This is a genomic window from Pseudomonas extremorientalis (assembly GCF_024584605.1).
Classification (GTDB): domain Bacteria; phylum Pseudomonadota; class Gammaproteobacteria; order Pseudomonadales; family Pseudomonadaceae; genus Aquipseudomonas; species Aquipseudomonas extremorientalis.
Genome location: NZ_CP089519.1, coordinates 670790 through 690538, shown reverse-complemented (window position 1 = coordinate 690538; position 19749 = coordinate 670790). Strand labels below are relative to the sequence as shown.

Here is a 19749-nt window from a genome sequence, read left to right as displayed (position 1 = left end):
AGCAAGGCGCCTGTATCGCTGGCAAGCCCGGCTCCCACCGTTGATCTGCGGCGTTCGCGAAAGAGTGATCAGCCTTTGAGACAGGTGCTCATAAAGGTTTTACGCGCATCGCCGGTCAGCGCCTTGGTTTTCGCCGACGCATTGCAATCCTTCATCTTCTGCTGCTGCGGTGTCAGGGTCTTGGCATCATTGGCCGCCGGGGCGGACAGGCAGGTCTTCATGAACGCCTTGCGCTCGTCGCCCTTGAGCGTCTTGGTGGTGGCTTCGGCGTTGCAGGTGGTCATTTTGTTTTGCTGGGCGGTGGCGGCAAAGCCTTGGGAACACAACAGCAAGCCCATCATCAACAGCGGAATACGCAGCATCTTCATGGAGTTTTCTCCCTGTTACCGCGCCGACGGGCACGGCCTACCGAGCAGTGTAGTCAAAGCCTGTTACATCTTCACCGACTACGAATATGGGCACGCCGGTACTGCTCGGGGGTACATCCCGCCTGGCGCTGGAACATGGCGATAAACGCCGAGGCGGTGCTGTAGCCCAGGTCAAACGCCACATGTTGCACGCTGCGCTCGCTGTCGAGAGCCTCGATGGCGGCCAGGTAACGCAGGCGCTGGCGCCATTCGCCGAAGCTCATGCCCAGCTCCCGTATGAACTGACGTGCCAGGGTGCGCTCGCTCACGTGCACCTGTTCGGCCCAGTGCGCCAGCGGCCGGTTGTCGCCGGGATCAGCCTGCATGCCTTCCAGTACGCCGAGCAGCCCTGGGTGACGGGCGTAGGGCAGGAAGCACTCGTGGATCGGCGCCTGCTTGAGTTGGTCCACCAGCACCTGGGCCAGGCGGACATCGGACTCGGTCTGCGGCATGTTCACGTCGCGCTGGGCGAAGTCATTGAGGATGGCCTTGAGGATATCGCTGATGGCCAGGGTGCACGGCTGCCGGGGCAATTGCTCGCAGAGTTCCGGGGCCAGCCCCACCGAGTGGTAGACAATTGCCTCGGCGTTATAGGAACTGTGCTCGGTATGCGGCGGCACCCACACGGCGTACTGCGGCGGTGACATGAAGCGGCTGCCGGCCACTTCCATGCGCATCACGCCACTGGCGGAGTAATCCAGCGAACCCCAGAAATGCTGGTGCGGCGTGCACTCGGTGTCGGGGGCGAAATCCGAATAGCGGAAATACACCGGACTCGGCAGTTGGGGGAAATCCTGGAGGCGTACGTTGTGCTTGGCCATGTTGTCTGGATACAGCGGTGGGTTGTCTGGATCGCAGTATAGGCTTCGATCCAGACAATGGATAATCCTGCCTCACCTATACACCGGGCTCCTTTCGATGCAATACGCTTATCCCTTGCTGGCCATTTTTATCTGGGCCGGCAACACCGTCGTCAACAAACTGGCCGTGGGTTCGATCTTCCCGGCGGAGATTGGCTTCTATCGCTGGCTGCTGGCGGCACTGCTGTTTACGCCATTCATGCTCAAACCGGTGATTGCCCACTGGGCGCAGATCCGCCCGAACCTGGGCAAAGTGTTCATCCTTGGTGTGCTGGGCATGGCGGTGTACCAGAGCCTGGCCTACTACGCCGCGTCGCTCACCACGGCGACCAACATGGGCATCATCCTGTCCCTGATGCCGTTGATGGCGCTGGCGGCGGCGATCATCAGCCTCGGCCAACGCCTGACCTACGGCGCGCTGACCGGTGCGGTGCTGTCATTCGCCGGCGTGGTCGTGGTGGTGTCCGCCGGCAGCCTCGGCGCACTGCTGCAACATGGGGTCAACCTGGGTGACGGCATGATGCTGGTCGCCACCCTGGCCTATGCGGTCTACAGCACCCTGCTGAAGAAATGGCAACTGCGCCTGCCCCCGCTGGTGCTGCTGTATCTGCAGGTGCTGGTGGCGGTGGTGGTGCTGTTTCCGCTGTTCCTGTTCTCGGCCAAGGCCGGCCTGGGCTGGGCCAACATTCCGCTGGTGTTGTATGCATGCCTGTTGGCTTCGATGCTGGCACCGCTGGCCTGGATGCACTCGGTGAAAACCCTGGGCCCGAGCCGCACCACGTTGTTTTTCAACCTGCTGCCGTTGATCACCGCGCTGATCGCCGCCGTGGTGCTGAAAGAAGAACTGGCGCCGTACCACCTGGTGGGCGGCCTGCTGACCTTGGGCGGGGTGATCTTGTCGGAGCGCTGGACCACCCCAGTGCGTTAAACCCCGGCCGCCTTCAAGCGCCGGGCATGCTCGACAAATAGCCGGATCGGCTCCGCGCCCTTGCCCACCAGGCCCAGGGACTGGTTGACGATATCGAAGTGGTCCAGCGCGTAGTCATCACCGATCACCAACCCCAGGTGTGAGCTATAGCGCCCGACCATGCCGTCGCACTGGCCTTTTTCCCGCACGAAGCTGCGGGCGAACAAACGGCAACTGCGGTTCGTGCCGTCGAACAGGTTGCGGCCACGGTCAGTGATGCCCGGCTGCAAGGTGCCGGACCACGAGTAATAGCGCACGCCGTTGACCTCTTCGGCACCCTGCCCGCCCCAGGTCTGCGGCAACCCCTGCGGGTATTGCTGGTTGAACAACGCCACGCCGGCACTGGTCAGTGAGTGATGGGACGCCTGCAAATCTGCCTTGAAGCGTGGCCCGCGATAGCCGGTTTCCAGCACGCCCATCACCCAGGCGGCCAGGTGAAACAGCGCGCTCATGATTCGGCCCTTCACGCCGTCAGCGGGGTAATGCAGGTGGATATGGTCCGCCAGCTCCGAGCCATGATTGGGGCCTGCCACGGAGGTCACCGAGGCGACCCACTCAGGGCGCTTGGCCGCCGCATACCGCGCAGTGAGCGAGCCCTGGCTGTGGCCGATCAGGTTGACCTTGTCGGCACCGGTTTCGCGGCGAATGCGTTCGATCTGCAGCAACAGTTGCTCGCCACGCACCTCACTGGAATCCAGCGGCGCCACCTGCACGGGAAACACCTGCGCCCCGCCCGCCCGCAATGCCGGGACGATGCCGTACCAGTAAGGGAACCAGCCCAGGCGCACGAAACCGAGCATGCCGGGTACCAACACCAGGGGGTAACGCGTGGCCAACGACTGCGGCATGAACCGGGCATCCTCTCAATCCGATCCATCCAGCCTAGCCCAGCCTCAAGTCGGGCTTGTGACGTTGCCGGTAAATCCAATAAAACTTTTTGCTCCTCCCAAGACTCACAACTTGGAGCGATCACGCCGGCAGAGCGTGGCGCAAAACCGGATTAGCCCCAGGAGATAGAGATGACCGAAGCAAACTTGACTGACGTTGCGACCCTGCGCAGCCGCGCCCGCCAGAACGTCGAAAACGGTGCCGTGACCGAGGGCTATGACGCCGACCGCGAAGAAATCATCCGCCTGCTCAACGCGTCGCTGGCCACCGAGCTGGTCTGCGTGTTGCGCTACAAGCGTCATTACTTCATGGCCAGCGGCATCAAGGCCGCCGTCGCTGCACAAGAGTTCCTCGAACACGCCACCCAGGAAGCCGAACACGCCGACAAACTTGCCGAACGCATCGTGCAGTTGGGCGGCGAGCCGGAGTTCAACCCGGACCTGCTGTCGAAGAACTCCCATGCGCAATATGTAGCGGGCAATAACCTCAAGGAAATGGTCTACGAAGACCTGGTCGCCGAACGGATTGCCGTGGACAGCTACCGCGAAATCATCCAGTACATCGGTGATAAGGACCCGACCACGCGCCGCCTGTTCGAAGAGATCCTCGCGCAGGAAGAAGAGCATGCCGACGACATGGCGGATATTCTCGAAAGCCTGTAACCCGGCAGAACGCAATACCCATGTGGGAGGGGGCTTGCCCCCGATAGCGGTGGATCAGTCAATTGAGATATCGACTGATATGCCGCCATCGGGGGCAAGCCCCCTCCCACATTTGCAGTTAGCCTTTCACGGTTTTTGGCGCCTTGCCTTCTTTCATCTGTTGCAGCAGCGGCGCGCACTCGTTCGGTTCCCCGCCACTGGGGGCAACCAGCGCCAGCAACCCGGCAGCCGGTCCGGCGATGACCCCCAGCGCCACCATGCCTGCGCCACGCAGTGCCAACGGAATGGCCTTCACACCCGCATTCGGCTTGATGAACGGCCCGTTCACATACAGCGGTGAACGCAGGGAGAACAGGCGGAAGCCTTTCGATTCCGGGGTAATGGTCAAGTCCAGTTGCTCGGTGGCCATATTCGCCGTGCCATCGATATAGATGATCGCGTTCTCGGTATCGAACACAAACAGGCGAGTGGTCGCCAGGCCGGTCTTGATGCCGAAGTCCGCCGCTGCGCAGTTGATCTTCACTTCTTTATCGCCGAACAGGCGACCCACCACGTAGTTCCCCACGTTGAGCCCGGCAATTTCCATCAGGCCACGGCTGATCGCGCCGTCGTTGATGAGCATCTTCAGGTCACCGTTGGAGGTGCCCAGCAGTGCCGCCACCGAGTTGCCGCGTCCGGAAATATCGGCATCGCCATTGAGTTCACCGAAACTGGTCTTCATCGGTTCGAAGGTCGGGAACAGTTGTTTGAGCTTGAAGTTGCGCGCGGTGAGTTTGGCGCGACCCTCCATCGGCGTGGTGCGGCCATTCAGGCGAATCTGCGCATCCAGCTTGCCGCCGGCCACGCCGAAACGCAGGGGTTCGAGGCTCAGTTCGCCGTCATTCAGCACCAGGTGGGTGTAGAGATCGGTGAACGGCAGATCGGCACTGTGCACGATGCGTTTTCCGGTGAATTCCACATCGGCATCCATCACGCGCCAGCGCTCGGTGCGGAATTCTTCCACCGGCAACACTTTGGTCGCCGGTTGCTTGCTGTCGCCACCACGGGCTTTTTGCTTGGCATTGGAGTCGGCGCCGATCAGGGGCGCGAGGTCGGTCATCAGCAGTTGGTTGGACACCAGCGTACCGCTGAGTTTGGGCCGTGGCTGGCTGGCGACGTAGGCGAGGCTGCCGTGGATGTCGCTGTTGCCGATCTTGCCGTTGAAGTTTTCATAGCTGAACGAGGCACCGGTGGGCTCGTGCAGCTTGGCGATCAGGTGGCCATCGGTGGAATAGGACGGTGAATCCGGCAGGGTCACGCCGGTCAGCGGATACAGGTTGCCCAGGCTGGAACCGGCGAGTTTCAGGCGCAGGTCGAGGGCGCCCAGATTCAGTGGGTCCGTGAGGGTGCCGGCCAGGGAGATGCTGGTGTCGGCAATCTTGACCTGGGCTTGCAGAGGGAACGGCTTGGCCGCGTCCTGCAAGGCCAGCAGGCCGCCGATCTTGCCGCTGCCGTCGAGTTTCTGGCCGTGGTACTGGCCTTTGACCTTGAGGCCGAATGCATAGTCCTGAGGGGCCGAGCCTTTTTCCAGGGCTTTCTTGGCATCCGCGTCGCCGACGATTTCGCCGAAGGGAATGGGTTTGCCCAACGGATCGATGATCACATCCAGTTGAGACTTGAGGGTCTGGTCGTCGAGGGTCACGTGGCCTTTGTCGAAGCCGATGGCGCCGATATCCACCACCCAGTTGGAGGGCTCGGCGTTGGGGTCCTTGGGATCGAACGTGAAGGTCCAGTTGGCGCGACCGTCGGCCAGGCGCTGCAATTGCGCGCTGGGCTCAGTGAGGTCGATGCGCGGGATCACTACACGCTGCACCAGCAACGCCAGGGGCGAAATGCGCAGTTCCACCTTCTTGAGGGTGACCATCTGCGGGTTTTTCGACCAGTCAGGGTTGCCCAGGGTCAGGTCTTCGGCAATCACATGGGGCCACGGCACCCAGGCGCGCCAGCCGCCTTCATCGGGCTCGCGCGCCCACACCACCGCCAGGTTGCCATTGATGGCAAACGGTCGATGCAATTCTTCGGAGACCTTGGCATTGAGGGGGGGCTTGATGCGGTTCCAATCAAAGAACACCAGGACCAATACCACTATGGCGATTAACAGAACGAAGCTGGCGCAGCTCCAAGCGGCGATTTTACGCGTGCGCGTCATTGCACAGGACTCCTGAATACGACTGGCCGGATGACAGCCTTTAAGGACAGCTTATAGGACTACGACTGGCAAACCGCAGCGGGGTTTAACCCAATCGCCGATTTGCCAGGAAAAAGCTCATTTCCTGACCGACTCGACAGATTCCACCTGCGCCACCGCACCATTGTTACCCATGCGCGTGTCGAAAATACCCACACCGGTGCAAAACCGCGTGCTTGAGAGGCCCGTCCTAGAGCCTCTGACCAGAACAATCAATTCTGTTGATTATTACCATTGTGTTTATGAACTTTTATATCGACTTATCGAGAGTAGCATTAGCCCTGTACCCACTTTATCGCCCTCCCAAGGAGCAACCCATCATGAAACGTCAAGTACTCGCTACCGTCCTGTTATCCATCCTGGCTTCCAGTGCTTTTGCCCTGCCAGCCGCCGAACAGGCCACCCCACAAGTCAAAGCCGACGCCGCTCATTTCAGCCAGACCGTCGCTCGCAGCGGTTCGCAAGAAGAAGAGAACCGTGACTACGCCAAAGGCGCCGTTGCTGAGAATGGCTCGGAACAAGCCAACAAACGCGCCTACACCGAAGGCCTGACCGAAAACGGTCGCAACCGCCTGGAACAGAAAGGTCTGGTTGAAGGTGGCGCCGATCGTCTGCTGGAACGCAATGCTGTTGCCGAAGGTGGCCGTGATCGCCTTGAACAGAAAGGCCTGGTTGAAGGTGGTGCTGAACAAGCCAATGAACGTGCCTACACCCAGGGTATTGCCGAAGGCGGTGCTGACCGTCTGCAAGAACTGCATCAAGCACAGAGCTAACCCCGTGGTGGCCGAAAAAAAAGCCCGATCTGTCGATCGGGCTTTTGCTTTCCTGTAGATCGCGTCACGCCCTTCCCCTGCCAAGTTCGACGCCAACAGAACTGTTTTGCTAGAGTGCGTCGCTGTACTTGCCGACAAAGCCCGCTCGCCAATGCTGCCCCGCGCCGAACAGAAGCAACAGACACGCCTCGCCCTGATGGACGCAGCCCGCCATCTGATGGAGTGTGGCCGTGGGTTTGGCAGCCTGAGCCTGCGCGAAGTGGCGAAGACGGCCGGCATCGTGCCCACCGGTTTCTACCGTCATTTTGCCGATATGGACCAGCTTGGGCTCGTCCTGGTCAGCGAGGTGGGCCAGACCTTCCGCGCCACGATCCGCCTGGTGCGCCACAACGAGTTCGTGATGGGCGGCATTATCGATGCCTCCGTGCGGATCTTCCTGGATGTGGTCTCGGCCAACCGTTCGCAATTCCTGTTCCTGGCCCGTGAACAATACGGTGGCTGCCTGGCGGTGCGCCAAGCGATCGGCGCCTTGCGCGAAGACATCACCCGCGACCTGGCAGCCGACCTGACGCTGATGCCCAAGCTGCAGCATCTGGATGCCGAAGGTTTGCACGTGATGGCCGACCTGATCGTTAAAAGTGTATTCGCTACGCTGCCCGATATCATCGACCCGCCGGCCCAGGCCCTGCCTGACCACCTCACGCCCCAGGCAAAAATCACCCAGCAATTGCGCTTTATCTTTATCGGTTTGAAACACTGGCAAGGCCTGGGCAGCACCGAGTAACGCCGTCATCCCGCTGAGTGGAAGCGCTTGGCCGTGGTGTAGTTCCTGTTCCAGTAGTTGTTGCTCAACGAATCGATGCGGATGCTCTTGCCGGTACGCGGCGAATGAATAAATTTGCCCTCGCCGATATACAGGCCCACATGGCTGACCTGGCCGCGCCCGTTGCCCTTGAAAAACACCGCATCGCCGGGCTTGAGCGCACTGCGCTTGATGGTCGGGGCCGTGGAGCGGTGCATCGCGACCGTCGTACGGGGTAGCTGGATATTGGCTTGGGTCTTGAACAGATAGACCAGGAAACTGCTGCAATCGAAGCCCTGGTCCGCCGAGGTGCCGCCCCATTTGTACGGCGTGCCCAGCAGTTCGTGGGCGCGGTCGATCACGTCATCGATGGATGCTTCTTTCAGTGAAGTGGAGAAAGAGGCGTGAGGCTGCAGATTGGCGGAGGCCGAAGACAGCATAAAAGTCAGGCTGACTATAAACAGGTAACAAAGTGATTTGAACATGATGAACGTCGCAGTGGATTAAACACGGCGCACAGACTAAAGATCTCGCAGGTAACTTGATGAACGCCAATTCCTTTGACCCTGTAGGGAAAATCTGAAAACACCCATCACAGTGCAACAGGCAACACTTCGCACCATTTTGGCGCAATTCAGCCGAGTCTTTTCGCCCTATTTAGTGGCGCCACCCACACACCTACAGGCATTTCCTACACCCCAGTGAGGTTGGCAAGCCCCTTGCTCTAACTGTTGCATCGCTCATAGCTGGAAGCTTCCTGATGCTGGTGATCCACCGCCGAATCGCCCCCCAAGCCCTCTGGGCCGCCGAGTTGCTGCTGAACTTCGAAGCTCGCAGCAAAAGCCGCCTGCGCTGTTTCAGTGCCGACGGTGAAGACGTAGGCCTTTTTCTGGAGCGCGGCCAGCCTCCGTTGCACGATGGCGAATTCCTGCAGGCTGAAGACGGACGCGTCGTACGTGTGCGCGCCCGGCCTGAACACCTCTTACACGTGACCTGCAGCAGTGCATTCGAACTGACCCGTGCGGCCTATCACCTGGGCAATCGCCACGTCGCGTTACAAGTAGGTGACGGCTGGTTGCGCCTGCTCGACGACTACGTGCTCAAGGCCATGCTCGAACAGTTGGGTGCGCAAACGCAAACCATCGAAGCGCCGTTTCAACCGGAGCATGGTGCCTATGGCGGCGGCCATCATCATTCGCGCCATGGCGATGAAGACTTCAATTACCCGCCCAAGCTGCATCAGTTCGGCGTGCGTCTATGAACCCAGCCTGGGCGCTGCTGCGTCTGGCCAGTCCGCAATTGCCGATTGGCGGATACAGCTATTCACAGGGCCTGGAAATGGCTGTCGAGAACGGTCGCGTCAACGATGCGGCCAGTGCACGCCGCTGGATCAGCGACCAGTTGCTGCTCAACCTCTCGCGTTTCGAGGCGCCGTTGCTGCTCGCCCATTGCCAGGCCGCCCAGGCGGCGGATTGGTCGCGCCTGGCACAGTTGTGTGAGGAACACCGCGCCAGCCGTGAGACACGCGAGCTGTATCAGGAAAGCCGGCAGATGGGCTACTCCCTGCAACAACTGCTCAATGGCCTGCCCGAGTTGGACGACGCGGCCCGCACCTTTCTTCAACAGTGCACCGAACCTCACCTCGCCCTGGGCTGGGCCCTGGCCGCCCGCGCCTGGCACATCAGCCCCGCCGATGCCCTCGCCGCGTGGCTGTGGAGCTGGCTGGAAAACCAATTGGCGGTGCTGATGAAAACCCTGCCACTGGGCCAGCAAGCCGCCCAACGCCTGACCAGCGAACTGCTGCCGCTGTTGCAACAAGCCCAGCAGGACGCCAACCACATCGACCCTGATCATCTCGGCAGCGCCGCGTTTGGCCTGTCCCTGGCGTGCATGGCCCACGAGCGCCAATACAGCCGCCTGTTCCGTTCCTAGGAGACAACACACATGAACGCACAACCTCTACGCGTCGGCATCGGCGGCCCGGTGGGCTCCGGCAAGACCGCCCTGACCCTGGCCCTGTGCCTGGCGCTGCGCGATCGCTACAACCTGGCGGTGGTCACCAACGACATCTACACCCGCGAAGACGCCGACTTCCTGGTGCGCAACCAGGCCCTGGCGCCGGAACGCATCATCGGCGTGGAAACCGGCGGCTGCCCGCATACGGCGATCCGCGAAGACGCCTCGATCAACCTGGAAGCCGTGGACCAGCTCAATCGCCGCTTCCCCGGCCTGGACCTGATCCTGGTGGAATCCGGCGGCGACAACCTGTCGGCTACGTTCAGCCCGGAACTGTCGGACCTGACCATCTACGTGATCGACGTGTCCGCCGGCGACAAGCTGCCACGCAAGGGTGGGCCGGGCATCTGCAAGTCCGACCTGCTGGTGATCAACAAGATCGACCTGGCCCCACTGGTCGGTGCCTCGCTGGAGCTGATGAACAGCGACACCACCCGCATGCGCAACGGTAAACCCTTTGTGTTCAGCAACCAGAAAACCGGCGTCGGCCTGGATGACATCGTCGCCTTCATCGAACGCCAAGGCCTGCTGACCGCCGCCTGATCAACCCATAAGGAACCTGTCCATGAACCTCAAGAAACTGCTGACCGCCGCCGCCCTGCTGCTGGCCCCTGCCCTGGCCTTCGCCCACCCGGGCCACGGCGACAACGGCCTGGTGGCCGGCATCAGCCATCCCCTGAGCGGCATCGATCACTTATTGGCCATGGTCGCCGTCGGCTTGTGGGCCGCCCAACAAAAAGGCGCCGCGCGCTGGGCACTGCCGTGCACTTTCGTGGGCACCATGCTGATTGGCGGCGTGCTGGGTTTTGAAGGGCTGGAGTTGCCGGCGCTGGAAAGCGGGATTGCCGCGTCGGTGCTGGCCCTGGGTCTGGCGGTCGCGCTGGCGGTGCGTCCGCCGCTGTTCGTGGCGGTCGGCGCGACGGCGTTGTTCGCGCTGTTCCATGGCGTGGCCCATGGCTTGGAGCTGCCGGACATGTCCAGCCCTTGGGCGTATGCGGCTGGTTTTGTCGGTGCAACGGCGGTGCTGCATGCTGCCGGTTACGCGGTGGTGCGCTTGCTGCCGGCTGCGGCGGCGCCGCTGGTACGGGTTGCAGGGGCGGCTTCGGCGGCGACCGGGGTCTGGCTGTTGGCAGGCTGATTTGCGGCGTATTTGACGGCCTCATAGGGGCAAGCCCCCTCCCACCTTTGGGGAGGGGGCCTGCCCCGATAGCGCTAGACCAGACACCACAGAACCCAAGCCTGCTACCATGCGCGCCTACACCCCTGCCGTGACGACGCCAGCCAATGCCCAGCGCTTTCCAACCCTCCTTGAACACCGTGCTCACGCACTTCCACAGCCTGATCGTGCCGCTCTGGCAAGGCCCGGGCTGGAATGCCGAACTGGCATTGCCGTATGAGGCACTGGACGCCGACCACCGGCCATTACCCGCGCAACGCTACCGCGCCATGGCCTGCGCCCGGCAGTTGTACCTGTTCGCCAGCCTGATAGGCGAGCCCGGCGCGGCCTTTGCCGAAGAACGTGCGGCGGCGTTGTTCCGCTCGCTGCAACGGCACTTCCACGACGCCGAACACGGCGGCTGGTTCTACAGCATCGACCCCGCCGGCCGGCCGCTGGACAAGCGCAAAGACCTGTACACCCACGCCTTCATCATCTTCGCCTGCGCCCATTACTGGGCCAAGGTGCGCGAGCCGCTGGTGGAATCGGTGCTCAATGCCGCCCTGGCCGTGGTCGCCGAACGGTTTTCCACAGGCGACGGCCTGTACGAAGCGGTGCTGGAGCGCAATTGGTCGTCCCTCAAGTCCGGCCCCCTGCAAAACCCGCTGATGCACCTCGCCGAAGGCTTCCTCGCCACGCTGGCCGTGCGCGAAGACGCCATCACCCAAGACGCGCTGCTGGACCTGGCCAACGCCCTGCAGCAGCGCTTCATCGACCGCGAGCACGGCGTAATGATGGAAAAACCGCTGGGTGCTGTGGATAACTGGTTTGAGCCGGGGCACCAGTTCGAATGGTTTTTCTTGCTGGAGTCGTCTGAGTTACTGCGCGGTACGCCGTTGCACGCCTCCCTGACACGGGCGTTTGCCTACGCCGAAGAAAAGGGTGTGGATAACGCGAGCGGCGCCGTCAGTGGCATGTTGGCGTTGGATGGCACGGTGCGCGACGGCACCCAACGCATCTGGGCCCAGGCCGAGTACCTGCGGGCACTGACCTTGCGACCGGACAGCGAAGCGCGGTTGCAGCGCCAGTTGCTGGCGCTGCAACAACACTTCCTGCATGCAAAAGGCTGGCATGAATGCCTGGATGCCCAGGGCGCGGTGAGCCGACGGGATATGCCGTCGACCACGCCGTACCACCTGGCGACCTGTTACCAGGGCCTTATGCAATCCACTTGCGATCTCCGGTAAAGCTGATCGTCAGCCAGCGCGCCGCATCCGGCGTGCCAAGCCCTGTGGATATCTCTTCGCGCAGCCCATCCAGGGTCGCGACGTTATCCACCGGGTAATCCGCCGGCAACACCACATGAATCTCGATAAACCGTGCGCGCCCATGCTTTTGCACGTAGGACACGTAGTCATCGAAGCCATGTTTGGCCCGGGCCGCGTCCATGACCTCGCGCACCTTGTCGTCCAGGTGGTCCGGCGCAATCCCCAGCACCTCGCGCAACGCCGGGCGCAAAATCTTGAACGCCGGCGCCAGCATGCTCAGGGCCAGCAGGATCAGGATCAACGGGTCGACATACACCGCCCACTCGCCATAGCCCTGGGACTTGAGCAACAGGGCCGCCAGAAAGCTGATCAGCAGGCCCACCGAGAGCATCGCGTCCACCAGCCAACTGATGTTGTCGAACTGGATCAGCGATGATTTCAGCGTTCGATTGCGGTAGCGCACGTAGAAAAAATAGGCGAACTCGACGACGGTAAACACCGCCGCATAGATGATCACCAGCCCCAGCTCGATCTCACGCCCGCCATTGATAATGCCGAACACACCGTTGAGGAACGCGTAGATGGCGATCAGCAACAGGAAGCTGCCTTCGATCAGCAGCACCATGGGCTCCAGGTGCCAATAGCCGAACTGGAAACGCTCGTTGCTTTTCTTGGCGATCAGCTTGGCCGTGATCAGCATCAACACCTTGATGGCGGTGGCGATCAGCGAGAAAAAGCCGTCGAACAGAATGGACTGGGCGCCGGATACCACACCCGTGACAATCCCGGCGATCGCTACAGCGAACATCAGGATGGTCGATTGTTTGAGCAGTGCCTGCTCACCTCGGTTACTCACATTTCCTCCCGTCAAAACCTTGAATCCGCAGAGTGCGGAGGGGTTTTCAGGAGGTGAGTGTACCTTATGGCCTGTTTTGGCCGATCTGACGCTATCGGGGGCAAGTCGAATCGTCGCACCGCCCCTCCCACCTTCGACCGCATTCACATGCTGAAACTCGGTCAAGTGTGGGAGGGGGCTTGCCCCCGATGGCAGCGACTCGTTTTTAAGCCTTACTTGGCCCCACGCTCAATCGCAAACCCCGCCCAGGTCTGGCTCACCGGCATCAGCTCCAGGCGGTTGATGTTCACATGCGCCGGTGTGTTCATCACCCAGAAAATCGTGTCAGCAATGTCCTGCGGCTGGATCGGCTCGGCGCCCGCGTAGGTCGCGTCATACCGCGCCTGGTCGCCGCCAAAGCGCACCAGCGAGAACTCGCTCTCACACAGGCCCGGCTCGATGTTGGTCACGCGCACGCCGGTACCTTGAAGGTCGCAACGCAGGTTCAGCGAGAACTGCTTCACGAACGCCTTGGAGCCGCCGTACACATGGCTGCCCGGGTACGGGTAGCTGCCGGCGATGGAGCCGAGGTTGATGATGCCGGCACCACGGCCATGGGCGATCAGGCGCGGCAGCAGCAGGCTGGTGGTGGTGAGCAGGCCCTTGATGTTGGTGTCGACCATGGTTTCCCAATCGTCGAGATTGCACTTGGGCGCAGGGTCGGTGCCCACGGCCAGGCCAGCGTTGTTGATCAGCCCGCGCAGCGTGGCAAACGACGGCGGCAGGTTGGCGATGGCGTCTTCCATGCCCTTGCGGTCACGCACGTCCACGACCAGGCCATGCACTTCGGTCTGCTTGGAAAGCTCTTCGACCAACGCATTCAGGCGGTCGGCGCGACGGCCGGTGAGCACCAGTTTCCAGCCGGCTTCGGCAAAACGACGAGCACAGGCTTCGCCGAAACCTGAGGTTGCGCCAGTAATAAACAGCGTGTCGGACATGGTGTTCTCCTTGCGGGCATCGGGAAAAAAACAGCCAGCAGAATGCCCGTACGCCGCGATGGCGGCAACTACTGGGCACACAAGTTGACACATGCCTGATCACTTTTTGACCACTCAACGCAAAGCCTTACAGGCCGTGGCTTACAGCCATATGCGCGCAGGTTATCCACAACTGCGCCCACAGTCTTTGGGGGCAAGTGCAAAATGCCTCAGGCCTCTATACACAAGGGTTGCAGGCGGTTTTAGAAAGTTTTTTGCTTGACCTTGGCCGGTGCGTATGTAGGCCCTTTCACGAACGGCAAACCAGAACGATGGCTCCAGGCCAGTCATTCCGGCCTCTGCGGCGGTCTTTCCAGAGTTTAGTCACAGACTTATCCACAGGCTGCCGGGACATATTCCAGTCATATACCTGTGTCTTTAAACAGGTTGACAACGGGCTCGGGCGGTCCCTAAAAACCCGCTGATCAAAAAACAATCACCGCGCTACAAGCCGCGTGTTTGTTGGCTTTCAGCCAGCTACTCCCACGTTACCCACAGCCGGTTCCACAGCGGATGGGGACAAGTCAAAACTGTGACAAAACAGAGATTTGCGGCGGCTATATGTCGCGCTTTGGAGGGGGGCTGGATTTGTTTTCCACAATTTGGCTGCAACCCTGTTCATACCACAAAAACAAATGTGGGTCGGCTTGATGTGGGAGGGGCTTGCCCCCTCCCACAAGGGGCCTGCGTTATCCGTTGGATCAGTGACCGCCGAGGTAGGCGTTGCGCACTTCCTCGTTCACCAGCAATTCCTTGCCAGTGCCGGTCAGGCGTATCTCGCCGTTGACCATCACATACGCCCGGTCCGACAAGCGCAGTGCATGGTTGGCGTTCTGCTCCACCAGGAAGATGGTCATCCCGGTGGCCGCCAGCTCGCGCAGGGTCGAGAAGATCTGCTTTACTACGATCGGCGCCAGGCCCAGGCTCGGCTCGTCCAGCAGCAACAACTTCGGACGGCTCATCAGTGCCCGGGCAATGGCGAGCATCTGCTGCTCGCCACCGGACATGGTCATGGCACGCTGGGTACGCCGTTCCTTGAGCCGTGGGAACAGCTCGAACATGCGCTGCATGTCATCAAAGGCATACTTGTCGCCAATCGGGATGGTGCCCATCAGCAGGTTTTCCTCGACGGTCATGTCGGGAAACACCCGCCGCCCTTCCGGCGACTGCGCAATGCCGTTGGAGGCGATGTAGTGGGACGACTTGTGGGTAATGTCGACGCCGTTGTAGAGGATCTGTCCCGACTCGGCCCGTGGCTGGCCGAAGATCGACATCAGCAGCGTGGACTTGCCCGCGCCGTTGGAGCCGATCAGGCTGACGGTTTCGCCTTCGTTGATGTGCAGCGAGACTTTCTTCAGGGCCTGGATCGGGCCGTAATACACGTCCAGGTCCTTCATTTCGAGGATAGGTGCACTCATACCAGCTCCTCTTCGTCAGCGCCCAGGTAGGCGGCAATCACTTTCGGGTCGTTGCGGATCGCGTCCGGCCCGCCCTCGGCGATCACGTTGCCGTGGTCCAGTACCACGATGTGGTCGGAAATACTCATCACCATGCCCATGTCGTGTTCGATCAGCACCACCGTGAGGTCGTGTTCGTCGCGCAACAGGCGAATCATCGCGCTGAGGGCTTCGGTTTCCTGGGGGTTGAGGCCCGCAGCGGGTTCGTCCAGGCAGATAATCTGCGGCCGGGTGCACATGGCGCGGGCGATTTCCAGGCGGCGCTGCTGGCCGTAGGAGAGTTCACCGGCCAGGCGGTTGGCGCAGTCCACCAGGTCCACCACTTCCAGCCAATAGAAGGCGTGGTCAAGGGCGTCGCTTTCAGCCTTGCGGTAGCCCTTGGTGTTGAGGATACCTGCCAGCATATTGCGGTTGACCCACATGTGCTGGGCCACCAGCAGGTTTTCCAGTACCGACATTTCCTTGAACAGGCGGATGTTCTGGAACGTCCGCGCCAGACCCGCACGGTTCACCAGATGCGTTCCGCCGAACATCTTGTAGTACAGGCGACTGAGGAAGCTTTTCGGTGACACGAAGTCGGTCGGCTGAAACCGCTCGCCGAGCAACTGGATCACATTGGTCTGCTTGCCACGTATGTTCAGTTCGATCTTGCCGCCGCTGGCCTTGTAGAAACCGGTGAGGCAGTTGAACACCGTGGTCTTGCCGGCGCCGTTGGGCCCGATCAGGGCGAAGATCGAGTTGCGTTCGACCTTGAGGCTCACATCGCTCAAGGCCTTGATGCCACCGAAGTGCATCATCAAATGTTCCACGCAGAGCACAACTTCCTTGCTCATGGCGCTACCCCCTTGCGTGGTGTCACACCGGTACGGCTGATGCGGATCAGGCCTCGCGGTCGCCAGATCATCATCACCACCATCAACACGCCAAACAGCAGCACGCGGTATTCGGAGAAGCTGCGCAGCAACTCAGGTGCAACGGTCAATACAAAGGCCGCGATCACCACGCCCACCGTCGACCCCATGCCGCCCAACACCACGATGGCCAGGATCAGCGCCGATTCGAAGAAGGTGAAAGACGACGGGTTGACGAAGCCCTGATAGCTGGCAAAGAACACCCCGGCCAAACCTGCCGTCGATGCACCGATAGTGAATGCCGAGAGCTTGACCAGCACATGGTTCAGGCCCATGGAACGGCAGGCGATTTCATCTTCGCGCAGGGCTTCCCAGGCGCGGCCGACCGGCATGCGGGTCAGGCGGTGCTTGATGTACAGCACGGCCAGCACCACCAGGAACAGCACGATGTAGATGAACAGGAATTTGATGTTGGGGTTGTAGTCGATGCCAAAGAACTCATGGAAGGGAACCCCGCCATCCTTCGCGCGCTTGCCGAACTCGAGGCCGAGGAAGGTCGGCGAAGGCACCGGCATGCCATTCGGGCCGCCGGTAAACGACAGCCAGTTATTGAGCACCAACCGGATGATTTCACCGAAGCCCAGGGTCACGATGGCCAAATAGTCACCGTGCATTCGCAACACCGGGAACCCGAGTATGCACCCCGCCAGCGCCGCGGCGATGGCCGCCAATGGCAGCACGGTCCAGAAGCCCAGGCCGAGGTATTGATAACCCAATGCCAGGCCATAGGCGCCGATGGCGTAGAACGCCACGTAACCCAGGTCGAGCAGGCCGGCCAGGCCCACCACGATATTGAGGCCGAGGCCCAGCAATACGTAGATCAGCCCGAGGATCACCACGGTCAACAGGTACTTGTTGGCGAAGATCGGGAACACGATGGCGATCACGATCAGCACCGGGATGATCCAGCGCAGCCGCGACTTGTAGTCCGGTGGCAGCACGTGCACCCCGGAACCACTGCTCTCGAAGCCCTGCAGGATCTTCAGGCCCTTGGGGGTTTGCAGGAACAGGCTCATGGCAAAGCGGCCGACCATCACGATGGCCACCAGCAGGCCCACGCGGGCCGGTTCCAGGTTGAAGCTGTAGCCGTCGAGTACGACGCCGACGATCGGACCGAACACGATCAGCGAAATCAGCCCGGCAAGGATCGTATCGACCACACTTTTCTTGATATCGATTGATTTGGCAGCAGACATGTTTACACCTTCGCCACGAGTGGGCGACCAAGCAGGCCCTGGGGACGGAAAATCAGAATCACCACCAGCAGGGAGAAACTGAACACGTCTTTGTAGTCAGAGTTGATCAACCCCGAGAACAGCGACTCGGAGATACCGAGGATGATCCCGCCCAGCATCGCCCCAGGCAGGGAGCCGATGCCGCCGAGTACCGCCGCGGTGAACGCCTTGATGCCGATGATGAAGCCGGCATAGAAGTCGAAGGTGCCGTAGTTGAGGGTGATGAGCACGCCGGCCAATGCCGCCATGGCGGCGCCGATGACGAACACGTAGGAGATCACCCGGTCGGTGTTGATGCCGAGGATCGACGCCATCTTGCGGTCTTGCTGGGTGGCGCGGCACATGCGGCCGAGCTTGGTGTACTTGATCACGTAGGTGAGCAACGCCATGCCGGCGAACGCCGCCACGAGGATGAAGACCTTGGTGTAGGTGAGCTGGACGAACCCTGTGCCGAAATCGACGCGCCAGGCGCCTGCCAGCAGGGTGGGAATGCCTTGTTGCTTGGCGCCCTGAGCGATCTGCGCATAGTTCTGCAGGATCAGGGAGATGCCGATGGCGCTGATCAGCGGTGCCAGTCGGGTGGAGTTGCGCAGCGGTTTGTAGGCGACACGCTCGATGACCCAACCGTACACGCCAGTGACGACCACGGTGAAGATCAAGGTGCCGAGAATGAGCAGCGGGAAGGATTCGATGCCGAAGTAAGCCAGCAGTGCCAGACTGATCGCCGCGAGGTAAGCGGAAATCATATAAACCTCGCCGTGGGCGAAGTTGATCATGCCAATGATGCCATAGACCATTGTGTAGCCGATGGCGATCAGGCCATAGACCGACCCGAGGGTCAGGCCGTTGACCAGTTGCTGCAGGAAAATACCATCCATAACGCAATCTCACGCGGTGAGCACCTGCACACCGGGAGGTGCGCGGCGCTTCTGGAGGAAAAGACAGATATTGATAACAACACGATCTCCTGTGGGAGGGGGCAAGCCCCCTCCCACATTGGAGCTGTGGTGTTCTGGATTACTTCTGTTTTTCCAGCTGGTGGTATTTGCCGTCTTTATCCCACTGGTAAACCACGTAGTCGGAGATTTTCAGGTCGCCCTTGGAGTCCCAGGCTTTTTCGCCCATGACGGTTTTCACCGGGTGAGCCTTGAGCCACTTGGCGGCGTCTTCGCCCTTGTTGGACTTGGCGCCGTTGAAGCCGGCGGCCAGGGCCTGGACCGACGCGTAGGCGTACAGGGTGTAGCCTTCGGGCTCGGTGCCGTTTTTGCGGAACTCTTCCACTACGGCCTTGCTGTCCGGCAGCAGGCGCGGGTCGGCGCCGAAGGTCATGTACACGCCGTCGACATATTGCTTACCGCCCGCGGTAGCAACCAGTTCGTCGGTGACCACGCCGTCATCGGACATGAACTTCACGTCTTTCAGACCCGCTTCACGGATCTGGCGAACCAGTGGGCCGGCTTCCGGGTGCAGGCCGCCGAAGTACACGACGTCGGCACCGGTGGAGCGGATCTTGGTGACCAGGGCGCTGAAGTCTTTCTCGCCACGGGTCAGGCCTTCTTCCAGCACCGGCTTGACGCCGCGCTTGGTCAACTGGGCAGCGGTGGCGTCGGCCAGGCCTTTGCCGTAGGTGTCCTTGTCGTTGATGACCGCGACCTTCTTGCCCTTGAGCACATCAACGATGTAGTCGCCGGCCACGATGCCTTGCTGGTCGTCACGCCCGCACATACGGAACATGGCGCCCAGGCCGCGTTCAGTCACCTGTGGGTTGGTGGAGCCAGGGGTGATTGCGATGATGCCCGCTTCGTCGTACACCTCGGACGCCGGGATGGTATTGGAGGAACAGAAGTGGCCGACCACGCCGATCACTTTGTCCTGGTCCGCCAGACGGTTGGCCACGGCCACGGCTTGCTTGGGTTCGCAAGCGTCGTCGCCAGCCACCAGCACGATTTTCTCGCCGTTGATGCCACCGGCCTTGTTGATCACATCGGCTGCCGCCTGGGCACCCTTCATGTACTGCTCACCAAAAGCCGCGTTGGCACCCGTCATCGGGCCCGCTACGCCAATCTTCACATCAGCTTGAACAAACGTAGAAACACCCAGCGCCGCTGCAACGGCGAGGGCCAGAAAACCTTTCTTGTAAAACGTCTGGGACATGAGTGGTGCTCCGATATTTTTGATTTTTGGCACGACAACTTGCGTTCAAACTTTTCACTGAAAGCCCAGAGCAAAGCGCGTGCCATTAGGTTTT

The 19749-nt window shown here is 61.0% G+C and carries 21 protein-coding genes; 9 read left to right on the top strand and 12 right to left on the bottom strand.

Features of this window, described 5'->3' with window-relative positions:
- Positions 1–68: 68 nt before the first annotated feature.
- Complete coding sequence (locus LUU92_RS03005) at positions 69–368, bottom strand: PsiF family protein (RefSeq protein WP_017849707.1); 300 nt, start codon at positions 366–368, stop codon at positions 69–71.
- 71 nt (positions 369–439) lie between these two features.
- The gene (locus LUU92_RS03000) at positions 440–1228 is read right to left on the bottom strand and encodes an AraC family transcriptional regulator (protein WP_071491639.1); all 789 of its coding nucleotides are present in this window, start codon (positions 1226–1228) and stop codon (positions 440–442) included.
- A 97-nt stretch (positions 1229–1325) separates the two neighbouring features.
- Between LUU92_RS03000 and LUU92_RS02995 the strand changes: the two genes are divergently transcribed.
- Entirely contained in the window at positions 1326–2195 is an 870-nt protein-coding gene (locus tag LUU92_RS02995) for a DMT family transporter (protein ID WP_071491640.1), read from the top strand.
- Here the strand turns inward: LUU92_RS02995 and LUU92_RS02990 are convergent.
- Positions 2192–3082 carry an esterase/lipase family protein gene (locus tag LUU92_RS02990; RefSeq protein WP_071491641.1) on the bottom strand — a complete coding sequence of 297 codons (891 nt, stop codon included), beginning with the start codon at positions 3080–3082 and terminating at the stop codon, positions 2192–2194. The two genes, LUU92_RS02995 and LUU92_RS02990, sit on opposite strands and share 4 nt — an antisense overlap.
- 171 nt (positions 3083–3253) lie before the next feature.
- Here LUU92_RS02990 and LUU92_RS02985 point away from each other — a divergent pair, with 171 nt between their 5' ends.
- Positions 3254–3784, top strand: coding sequence for a ferritin-like domain-containing protein (locus LUU92_RS02985; RefSeq protein WP_028615542.1), 531 nt, complete (start codon positions 3254–3256; stop codon positions 3782–3784).
- 118 nt (positions 3785–3902) lie between these two features.
- Here LUU92_RS02985 and LUU92_RS02980 read toward each other — a convergent pair whose 3' ends face one another.
- Complete coding sequence (locus LUU92_RS02980; protein WP_257103135.1) at positions 3903–5972, bottom strand: AsmA family protein; 2070 nt, start codon at positions 5970–5972, stop codon at positions 3903–3905.
- A 359-nt stretch (positions 5973–6331) separates the two neighbouring features.
- On the opposite strand from LUU92_RS02980, the gene LUU92_RS02975 reads away from it, so the two are divergent.
- The gene (locus tag LUU92_RS02975) at positions 6332–6784 is read left to right on the top strand and encodes a hypothetical protein (RefSeq protein ID WP_071491643.1); all 453 of its coding nucleotides are present in this window, start codon (positions 6332–6334) and stop codon (positions 6782–6784) included.
- Between the two features lie 151 nt (positions 6785–6935).
- Positions 6936–7568 carry a TetR family transcriptional regulator gene (locus LUU92_RS02970; protein ID WP_058423535.1) on the top strand — a complete coding sequence of 211 codons (633 nt, stop codon included), beginning with the start codon at positions 6936–6938 and terminating at the stop codon, positions 7566–7568.
- 5 nt (positions 7569–7573) lie between these two features.
- On the opposite strand, the gene LUU92_RS02965 is transcribed toward LUU92_RS02970, so the two are convergent.
- The gene (locus LUU92_RS02965) at positions 7574–8071 is read right to left on the bottom strand and encodes a C40 family peptidase (RefSeq protein WP_222540877.1); all 498 of its coding nucleotides are present in this window, start codon (positions 8069–8071) and stop codon (positions 7574–7576) included.
- Between the two features lie 275 nt (positions 8072–8346).
- Between LUU92_RS02965 and ureE the strand changes: the two genes are divergently transcribed.
- The 5 genes from ureE (at position 8347) to LUU92_RS02940 (ending at position 12005) form a co-directional block, all read left to right on the top strand.
- Complete coding sequence (ureE, locus tag LUU92_RS02960) at positions 8347–8847, top strand: urease accessory protein UreE (protein WP_071491645.1); 501 nt, start codon at positions 8347–8349, stop codon at positions 8845–8847.
- Positions 8844–9518: an urease accessory protein UreF gene (locus tag LUU92_RS02955; RefSeq protein WP_257103134.1), complete on the top strand. Its 675-nt coding sequence runs from the start codon at positions 8844–8846 to the stop codon at positions 9516–9518. The genes ureE and LUU92_RS02955 overlap by 4 nt, the downstream gene beginning before the upstream one ends.
- A gap of 12 nt (positions 9519–9530) precedes the next feature.
- Entirely contained in the window at positions 9531–10145 is a 615-nt protein-coding gene (ureG, locus tag LUU92_RS02950; protein WP_071491647.1) for an urease accessory protein UreG, read from the top strand.
- A gap of 22 nt (positions 10146–10167) precedes the next feature.
- Positions 10168–10740, top strand: a complete 573-nt coding sequence (locus LUU92_RS02945; RefSeq protein ID WP_071491648.1) for a HupE/UreJ family protein — start codon at positions 10168–10170, stop codon at positions 10738–10740.
- A gap of 146 nt (positions 10741–10886) precedes the next feature.
- The gene (locus LUU92_RS02940; protein WP_257103133.1) at positions 10887–12005 is read left to right on the top strand and encodes an AGE family epimerase/isomerase; all 1119 of its coding nucleotides are present in this window, start codon (positions 10887–10889) and stop codon (positions 12003–12005) included.
- Here the strand turns inward: LUU92_RS02940 and LUU92_RS02935 are convergent.
- From LUU92_RS02935 to LUU92_RS02905, 7 genes are all read right to left on the bottom strand, one after another.
- On the bottom strand, positions 11977–12882 hold the full coding sequence (locus LUU92_RS02935) for a cation diffusion facilitator family transporter (RefSeq protein ID WP_071491650.1): 906 nt from the start codon (positions 12880–12882) through the stop codon (positions 11977–11979). The genes LUU92_RS02940 and LUU92_RS02935 overlap by 29 nt on opposite strands.
- A gap of 212 nt (positions 12883–13094) precedes the next feature.
- Positions 13095–13859: an SDR family oxidoreductase gene (locus LUU92_RS02930; protein WP_058423435.1), complete on the bottom strand. Its 765-nt coding sequence runs from the start codon at positions 13857–13859 to the stop codon at positions 13095–13097.
- 740 nt (positions 13860–14599) lie between these two features.
- The gene (locus LUU92_RS02925) at positions 14600–15316 is read right to left on the bottom strand and encodes an ABC transporter ATP-binding protein (protein WP_071491651.1); all 717 of its coding nucleotides are present in this window, start codon (positions 15314–15316) and stop codon (positions 14600–14602) included.
- On the bottom strand, positions 15313–16188 hold the full coding sequence (locus LUU92_RS02920; protein WP_071491652.1) for an ABC transporter ATP-binding protein: 876 nt from the start codon (positions 16186–16188) through the stop codon (positions 15313–15315). The genes LUU92_RS02925 and LUU92_RS02920 overlap by 4 nt, the downstream gene beginning before the upstream one ends.
- A complete protein-coding gene (gene livM / locus LUU92_RS02915) occupies positions 16185–17462 on the bottom strand; it encodes a high-affinity branched-chain amino acid ABC transporter permease LivM (protein WP_071491653.1) in 1278 nt (425 codons plus the stop codon). Before livM ends, LUU92_RS02920 begins: the two co-directional genes overlap by 4 nt.
- Before the next feature lie 2 nt (positions 17463–17464).
- Positions 17465–18379: an ABC transporter permease subunit gene (locus LUU92_RS02910; protein ID WP_058423439.1), complete on the bottom strand. Its 915-nt coding sequence runs from the start codon at positions 18377–18379 to the stop codon at positions 17465–17467.
- Between the two features lie 139 nt (positions 18380–18518).
- On the bottom strand, positions 18519–19655 hold the full coding sequence (locus tag LUU92_RS02905; RefSeq protein ID WP_025999776.1) for a branched-chain amino acid ABC transporter substrate-binding protein: 1137 nt from the start codon (positions 19653–19655) through the stop codon (positions 18519–18521).
- Positions 19656–19749 lie beyond the last annotated feature (94 nt).